This is a genomic window from Xanthomonas bonasiae, from assembly GCF_017163705.1.
GTDB classification, from domain to species: Bacteria; Pseudomonadota; Gammaproteobacteria; order Xanthomonadales; family Xanthomonadaceae; genus Xanthomonas_A; species Xanthomonas_A bonasiae.
Genome location: NZ_JAFIWB010000087.1, coordinates 1 through 203, shown reverse-complemented (window position 1 = coordinate 203; position 203 = coordinate 1). Strand labels below are relative to the sequence as shown.

The window sequence follows — 203 nt, the reverse complement described above, 5'->3', positions numbered from 1 at the left end:
GTCGCGGAGCTGGCCGATGTGCCGGCGCTGCTGGAACTGCCGACCGACCGGGTGCGCCCGGCACAGAAGCAGTACCGCGGCGGGTCGGTGCCGGTCGCATTGCCGGCGTCGCTGGTGGGGCGGCTGGACGCATTGGCACGGGGCCGTGGCGCAACGTTGTTCATGGGCCTGCTGGCGGGGTTCCAGGTGCTGTTGGCGCGCTT

1 protein-coding gene is annotated in these 203 nt (G+C 72.4%); it reads left to right on the top strand.

The window, feature by feature from the left end:
• Positions 1-203: hypothetical protein (locus JR064_RS23440; RefSeq protein ID WP_206231258.1), on the top strand; the 203-nt coding region annotated here is incomplete at both ends.